The sequence below is a fragment of the Candidatus Zixiibacteriota bacterium genome (assembly GCA_021159005.1).
Classification (GTDB): domain Bacteria; phylum Zixibacteria; class MSB-5A5; order UBA10806; family 4484-95; genus JAGGSN01.
Window position 1 is genome coordinate 23961 of record JAGGSN010000231.1, and the last position, 7616, is coordinate 31576.

General features: G+C 38.1%; 8 protein-coding genes. 1 reads left to right on the forward strand and 7 read right to left on the reverse strand.

Translation table 11 applies throughout. The features are described 5' to 3' along the window. Positions 1–6 precede the first annotated feature (6 nt). Positions 7–1158, forward strand: coding sequence for a polysulfide reductase NrfD (gene nrfD, locus J7K40_15330; GenBank protein MCD6163769.1), 1152 nt, complete (start codon positions 7–9; stop codon positions 1156–1158). Between the two features lie 152 nt (positions 1159–1310). Here the strand turns inward: nrfD and J7K40_15335 are convergent, their stop codons facing one another. From J7K40_15335 to J7K40_15365, 7 genes are all read right to left on the reverse strand, one after another. Then, positions 1311–2180 (reverse strand): DUF3078 domain-containing protein, encoded by an 870-nt coding sequence (locus J7K40_15335; protein ID MCD6163770.1) that lies wholly within the window; start codon positions 2178–2180, stop codon positions 1311–1313. Positions 2181–2316: 136 nt separating this feature from the next. After that, positions 2317–3519, reverse strand: a complete 1203-nt coding sequence (locus J7K40_15340) for a polymer-forming cytoskeletal protein (protein MCD6163771.1) — start codon at positions 3517–3519, stop codon at positions 2317–2319. Then, positions 3519–4565, reverse strand: coding sequence for a DUF4097 family beta strand repeat protein (locus J7K40_15345; protein ID MCD6163772.1), 1047 nt, complete (start codon positions 4563–4565; stop codon positions 3519–3521). Before J7K40_15345 ends, J7K40_15340 begins: the two co-directional genes overlap by 1 nt. Before the next feature lie 14 nt (positions 4566–4579). Beyond that, on the reverse strand, positions 4580–5167 hold the full coding sequence (locus J7K40_15350; GenBank protein ID MCD6163773.1) for a sigma-70 family RNA polymerase sigma factor: 588 nt from the start codon (positions 5165–5167) through the stop codon (positions 4580–4582). Positions 5168–5402: 235 nt separating this feature from the next. Beyond that, positions 5403–5783, reverse strand: a complete 381-nt coding sequence (locus J7K40_15355) for a response regulator (protein ID MCD6163774.1) — start codon at positions 5781–5783, stop codon at positions 5403–5405. Positions 5784–5995: 212 nt separating this feature from the next. Further along, positions 5996–6652 (reverse strand): phosphatase PAP2 family protein, encoded by a 657-nt coding sequence (locus tag J7K40_15360; protein MCD6163775.1) that lies wholly within the window; start codon positions 6650–6652, stop codon positions 5996–5998. Positions 6653–7089: 437 nt separating this feature from the next. Then, on the reverse strand, positions 7090–7515 hold the full coding sequence (locus tag J7K40_15365) for a Crp/Fnr family transcriptional regulator (GenBank protein MCD6163776.1): 426 nt from the start codon (positions 7513–7515) through the stop codon (positions 7090–7092). Positions 7516–7616 lie beyond the last annotated feature (101 nt).

Here is a 7616-nt window from a genome sequence, read left to right on the forward strand (position 1 = left end):
GTTGATATGTTAGAGAAAGCGCTATATGGAGATAAAAAATACTGGAGCTTAGTATTCATACTTAGCGGATTTATCCTGTTGGGTTTGTTTTTCTACCTCAAGCAGTATCATACCGGCTTAACAATAACCGGCTTGGGTAGAGATGTCAGTTGGGGATTTTATATTGCTCAATTGACATTTTTAGTCGGTGTAGCGGCTTCGGCTGTTATGGTTGTCCTGCCTTATTACCTGCATGATTTCAAGGTATTTGGTAAAATTACAATTCTAGGTGAGTTTTTGGCTATCTCATCGGTAACCATGTGCATGTTGTTTGTCGTAGTAGATTTAGGTCAGCCGTTTCGTATGTTGAATATGTTCTTACATCCGTCTCTAAATTCGATATTATTCTGGGATTCGGTTGTATTATCAGTGTATTTGATGCTCAATTTGATAATTGGCTGGACTATGCTGGGCGCCGAACGCAAAGGCATAGCTCCGCCGAAATGGGTGAAGCCGATTATCTTGCTCTCGATACCCTGGGCAATTAGTATTCATACTGTAACGGCTTTTCTTTATTGCGGCTTAGCCGCCAGACCATTTTGGATGACTGCCGTGTTGGCGCCGCGATTTTTAGCCTCGGCGTTTGCCGCTGGTCCGGCTTTATTGATACTGTTCAGCTTTATCCTCAAAAAGTACACCAAATTTGATGCTGGCAAAGAAGCTGTGCAAAAACTGGCTATAATTGCAACATACGCGATGCTGGCGAATATCTTTTTCATCCTGATGGAGATATTCACTGCCTTTTACAGCAATATCCCCGAGCATATAGATCATTTCAAATTCCTCTTTGTAGGCTTGCAGGGTAATACAATTTTAGTTCCCTGGATGTGGGCATCTTCTATATTAGCGATTATTGCGGCATTGCTTTTAGTAATACCTAAAAGCCGCAATAATACGACAACTCTCGGGATTGCCTGTGTGGCTGTGTTTGTCTCGATATGGATTGACAAAGGTTTGGGAATGATTGTCGCCGGCTTCACGCCATCGCCTTTGCATGTGGTGGCTGATTACTGGCCTACTTGGCCGGAGTTGTTTATCTCTCTTGGTATTTATGGTATCGGCTTCCTGATGGTTGCCGGTTTGTATAAGATTGCTTTATCGGTTAGAGGGGAAGTCTGATAAGGACTAATTGGAATTTATTTCAATGGAAATAGTCGGGGCTGGAAAATCCCAACTATTAAGTGGTTAGAATTTTAATGAAGACTTAATCGCCCCGACTTTTTAGTCGGGGCGAACTTTATCAATAGTCTGCTCATAATGTAAAATTCTGTTTAGAACATCTTATATGTTAATCCAAGCGCTAAGGTTTGTTTGAAGCGTCCCTTAAATGAAATCTCTTTGTCATATAAAAGCTGCATGTAAAGAGAAACCGCAACATATTTTGCTACTGAGGCAGATATCCGATTTTCCCAGTTAATATCGACCGCTTTCCAGTGGTCTTCCACAACCGTTTCAGATTCCGAAAAGAATAACGCTTTGTATAATGACAACTTGGAAGTATAACTAAGCGTCTCAGACAAAGTCTTTTTCAGGTCGGCTACAAATTCAATGCCGCCATCGTTGGTTGTCTTTGTTTCTGTTGTTTTAGCTTGAGCATCAAGTATATTTTTAGTGATAATCTGCCTGATAGCAAAACCGAGTCTGCTTAAAAGGTCGATATTATCAGTTTTGTAAAATTGCCTTGCAGCGCCTGCCGATTCGGTAATTTTGACAGGAGATAAATAACGGTTGATGCTTGGAACCGAAGCATCAAGGAATTGCGACTCAAATCGTAAGCCAACAAAAGGATCAACATAAGATTGAAGAGTAAATAACCCTAAGTTCTCAATATCTATCAGGTCTGTCGATTTTTCCGGTTTAGCCCAGTTCTTTGTAGTTTTATCTTGGATATGAGTCTGCCCAAATGAAAATTTTGATGTGTTTTTAAATTTGAATTTTGGGTAAAATTGTTTTTCGAAAATGCCGTTAGCGTTCCAAACCCAGCTGATATTGCCCGCCTCGCCGCCAGTCCAGTTATCAGAATATGAGTTTTGGGTTAGAGTAAAATCAGTGTCTAATGATTTGGTCCAGGGGTCTGCTTGAAGATTTGTTGTTAACCCTATTAGACCGAAGATAACCAGCATTGCAAATACTTTTTTCATAATTAAATTATTTCCTTTCGCTCGTTTTATTGATCAAATACTATCGATTATCAATTAACAGCTATTTGATGCATGTGAACATCCTGCTGCGGGAATGGTATCGATATTCCTTCAGCGTCAAAAGTTAACTTTACTTTTATTCGGTCGGGCGGCTATCTAAGGAAATCTGCTGTTCTGCTGGATCATCCTTATTAATCTTTGGCGGGAACCCGAAACGTGCCAGGCATGCCGCTCCAAAACCAAGCGGAAGAATAATAAATAACAAAAATCCCAACAACGTCATATTTAATATGAAAAAGACCAGCGAATTGGTTATTAAACCGATAATAAGTAAAACAAGCGGGATCCCTGCCGTAACCAGATTGCCATACCAGAAGGATCTAAACATTCCTTTCTTCCTGAAAACCCTGATGCCTATAATCTGATTAATTGCGATATGAGAAATTATTAATAGAATTATTAGAATAACAGGTTCGCCTAAAACTGCAAGTGGAATTCCGATTACAGATACAAGCAACAATAGCCATGCCAGGAAAGCTCCGATATAGAAAAGATAGCCAAATGCAAACGATTTAAACGGACGATCGCTAAGTTTATTGGTTATTCGATTAAGAGGTCTGGGGAAAACCGATAACGCTAATACGGATAGAATAAGATTTATTATTATTGCTAGCAATAATATGGACTGAATAACTTGATAAACCGAATTATAATCATGCTTGAGGGATATTACGCTAAAAGGAATAGTGGAACCGGTAATTTTTGCGCCTTCTTCCTTTTTGACTCGCCCTCCAATAGTAAAAGCATCACCATGGATATAACCAGAAGAAGCGACATAGATATTACCATTAATAACGACAACATCGCCATTAACATAACCTTTAATCGTTGCATCTCCGCTGACAACCACAACATCTGCATGAACACGCTCGCCTTCTTCGATGACTATGCTTTTCCCCCAACTGGTAATTTCGCGGCTGCCGAGGTCAATTTCCTCCGGGAGCTTTTGGGATAAAATACTGTTTAATTCATCAACACCAATTACAACCAGACCTGAGTCGGTCATAATCTTAACAATCCCATCACTTTCTATTATAATCTCAGGAAATGACGGCATATTGGCAGTATCAAAATATTCAAATTGAAATTTATCAAACGTATCAAATTTGTTAAAATAAGATAGTGAGTCCGACAACAAATCTAAAGAGTCTTTCTTCAATTCTATTATCGGATTGGTATAATTAATATCTTCTTTGTCAGGCGGACCGCTATAGGCAGCTGCCAGACATAAAGATAGAAACAATATTACGAGAAGTATTTGCCGAATGTTTTTAAACATCAATAACTTTCTATGGCAATATCACCGGAAACCGTTTCAATATAAATTTTCCCTGAGCCGCTACCAATTCTGCCTTTAAAATATGAATCTGAGACGGCATTAGTTTTCATGTCCAATTGCGATTCAATGCTGCCGGAAACGGTTTCAATAACTAAATCACCGCCAAATGTTTGAGGCAATTCAAGGTAAACATCGCCTGAAATAGTATTTAAGTTAAATCTGCCTTCTGTGTTCTTTAATAATCTCATCTTTAAAGAACCGGATGTGGATTTAGCGTCTATTTCTCCGGAAATATCTTCGCTTTTCAAATCGCCGGAAGTTGATTGAAATGACAGATCGCCGTCAAGGCTGTATAGTTTCACATCCCCGGAAGTGGTTGATACTTTCAGATTTCCTTTAGCCGTTTCAATAAAACCATCGCCCGATGAGGTTGAAATATCCATATCGCCTTTAATATCTTCGAATTGGAAATCCGATGACGAACCGGAAAAATTAAATTTGCCAAAAATACGCATCGCCTCGATATCGCCTGAAGCCAGCCTGATATCGCAATCGCCTGTAATATTCTCTAATACCACATCCGAGGAAGCACTTTTAATCAATGTTTGATTATCAATATCCGAGACAAATATATCCGCTGAGGCGGCTTGTATTTCGAGGTTAATCCCTTTCGGGAGTTTAATTTTTAGCATTATATCAAGACCATCTTTATCGGTATCATTAAATAGCTTTTTAAAAATGCTGCGTTTGCGGCTATGGCGAGGAAGTTCTATATTAACCTGCGCTGTCGAATTATCAACTTGAAAGTCAAATATGATTTCTCCGGACATCTCTTTGGCATCGCCTTCATCATCGCAATAGAAAGTCTTTCTAAAATCAGCATATATATTATTATCAGAGGATTGTTCAATTTCAATAATGCCAACAGGGCAATCAATCACAATATTTCTAATTGCCTCCGCTGATTTAATCGATGATTCTTCAAATTCCCACTGGGCAGAAGAGCTTACAGTTAAAATTAAAAAGATAACTAAAATGTTTTTCATGGCAGCCTCCATAATTATCTTATCGCTTTCAATTTTTTCTTTAATAACTCACGGGCTCGAAATATACGGGCTTTAACTGTTCCAACCGGCACGTGAAGAATTTCAGCGATTTGCTCGTATGTTTTATCCTCTTGATGACGCATTACGATAACCTGCTTATATTTTTCGGGCAGAGAGTTTATTGCCTCGGTTATAGAAATCCGCTTTTGTTTGTTTGAGAGATCCTTTTCGGGATGATAAGACATATCGGCAACTTCAATACTAATATATCCATCTTTGGTGTTTATGGGCTGATCAAGAGAAAAAGTTTGTATTTTTCTTTTCCGAATGTGGTCAATCGATGAATTAGCGGCAATTTTATATAGCCAGGTTGTAAACCGATAACTTGGGTTATATGATTTCAAAGAGCCAAAAGCTTTAATAAAGGTTTCTTGGACCAGATCCTGCGCTTCCTCTTCATTGCGCACTATTTTGACAATAATATGAAATATTGCCCGTTGGTGCGACTCAAACAGAATCCGGTAGGCTTTCTGGTCGCCAGTTAAAGCTTTATTAATCAGAATCTCTTCCGATTTAGAAACCAGAACTACTCCTTGTTGGATTACGGCATTTTAACCTGAAAGTTGCAAACTCTGACTATCATTAAAACAATATATAATAAGATAAGCTTAATGATAATTCAAATAGATTTTATAATATTAACGGCAATTTGTAAAAATATTAGCAGCTATTGTCTTTGGCAAGATAATAATCGGCAGAAAAGCACAATAAACCTAATAGGCAATATTTATATAACACAAATTGAATTAATTAATAATCGGGAAAGAGCGAAATTGTTTATCCGGAAAAGCCCAGTATTTTTTCCAAAAGGTCTTTAATTTCATTAACCTTAAAAGGTTTATTTAAAAAACCGTCAGCTTTTTGAGATACAAGAAGGTTTTGAGTTTCGCCAACCGAATAACCGGTTATAATTACTACAGGCAAATTAGGATGATTGCTTTTAATAGCTTTTAATAGGTCAATGCCATCCATTTTGGGCATCCTCAAATCGGTAAAGACCATTGCATAATCACCTTGTTTCAGTTTATCTAAAGCATCCTGGCCATCTTCGGCTAAATTGCCTTTATACTCAAAAATCTCAAGAATATCAGATAACAATATAGACATATTAGGATTGTCATCGACGATTAACACTTTTCTTGATGAACTTTTAGTCATAGCATTACCTCATTCTATAATTCGGCATTTATACGATTCATTTTAGCGGCAATGTCAAAAAAATCAAATTATTATAGTAAGTCAATTATGGTGAAACACCGGATTATTGCATTATATCCCAGAAGTGATGATATCTAAACTCATCGATAGGATAAGTAAATTGTTTTAGCCAATTTTAAACATTTCAACTGTAAAATATGAGGCTAAATCCGCTAAAATCTATATATCGCTTTGAAACCAAATGTTCTTTGCTTGGAGTTGTAATCCGGTTGGATAGCAATATTTCTTTTATCGTGAATCTTTAAAACCGCTTTTGTTATAACAGTACCGTAAACAACTCCGTATAATACATCCGAGGGCCAGTGAGTATTAACATGCACTCGGTTAAAACCAACACTGGCGGCTATAGTATAGCTGATGATTGTTACCGGCAAGAAGTTAGCATGATGGGAGATTATAGTCGCTATTTGGAACATATTCGAGGTATGCCCCGAAAAGAATGAAACTCCATCGTTGAATTTGAAAAATCTCGGTCCCTTATTCCGTGAGGGCAGATTTCTACCGATTGTTTTTGACGCTATATTTTTTATGCCGCCGGCGATGCACCAGGATTCAAGAATCTGCGCTGATATTGTCTGAAGCGGCTTGATTCTAAAATTATAGCCAACTCCAAGCCCCGCGAAATAATAGTAAAGCCAATCCTGCGTATTGCCGTATTTGTCTAATGTTTTTCCCAAGTCGGCAAATGGCTTATACCAGTCGTCATTTGTTCGTTCCTGAAGATCGTCTAAGATTGCCTGGTCATACATATAAATGACACCGGCGGTTATAAGAAAACCGCCAAACCAATAAGCATCCTTGCGATTCATACGCAAGAGGGAAGTGTGATAGAGGGGCATTATTCGAGATTTTCTCTATTTTGCGATTCATACGCAATGGGGATGTGTATATCTCTTTGGCATCCGAATAAAAATATTTGCCTTCATTATAGATATCAGAAAATATGCCGCCTTGTTTCTTGTTAGCGTTTGCGATATCATCAAATAATATAACCTTCGCATTCGGTTTATTAATGCTTTGAAAGCAATGCGGATTATTATTTATAAACCGGCGGCTTTGCTGATTCAAATTGAACTGATTGTTTATAAAGCTTGGCGTTTGTCCTAATGCATTTATATTAATAGAGAGCGCGAATAGAAAAAGTGATATTCCAGTTCTCGCAATCATAAAGCCCCTTTAGGGAAATTAAGCAGCGTCATCTTTTATCAAGGCGATTCTTGCCGCGTTATGACATTCGTAAAAGTTATTATAAACCAACTCGCGCCATCAAACTATGCAGCCTTTTTACCATCGTTTTTAATATTCCCTGAGTTATTCTCACATTATCAGCCAACAACTCGATAAAGTCTTCTCTATATATTCTCAATATCCGGCTGTCCTTAATCACAACAGCAGTAACTACTCTGGCTTCATCATCAAATAAAGCCCATGTGCCGAACACATCCTTATGGCGCGCTTTCATCACCTCATGCTCATCACGGGAAAGCCTGATTTTATCCCCAATAACAATATACATGGCATCCGGAAAATCACCTTCTTTGAAAATCGTCTTATCCGCTTTCAGTTCCACTTCATCGGTAATTGCCGCTATATAAGCTAAATCCTCGGTGGCTGTGTATTTGAAAATATCCACTTCTTGAAGAAATATTACTTTTTCGATAGTCGCAAGCATCAGGTTCTCCCGGCCGCAATAGTTTAATGTATAAAACCAGTTTTTGCAGTAGGCGTGCTGGTTTCCTTAAGGCCTTCATATGGGGTTGCTTAGGGTATCTT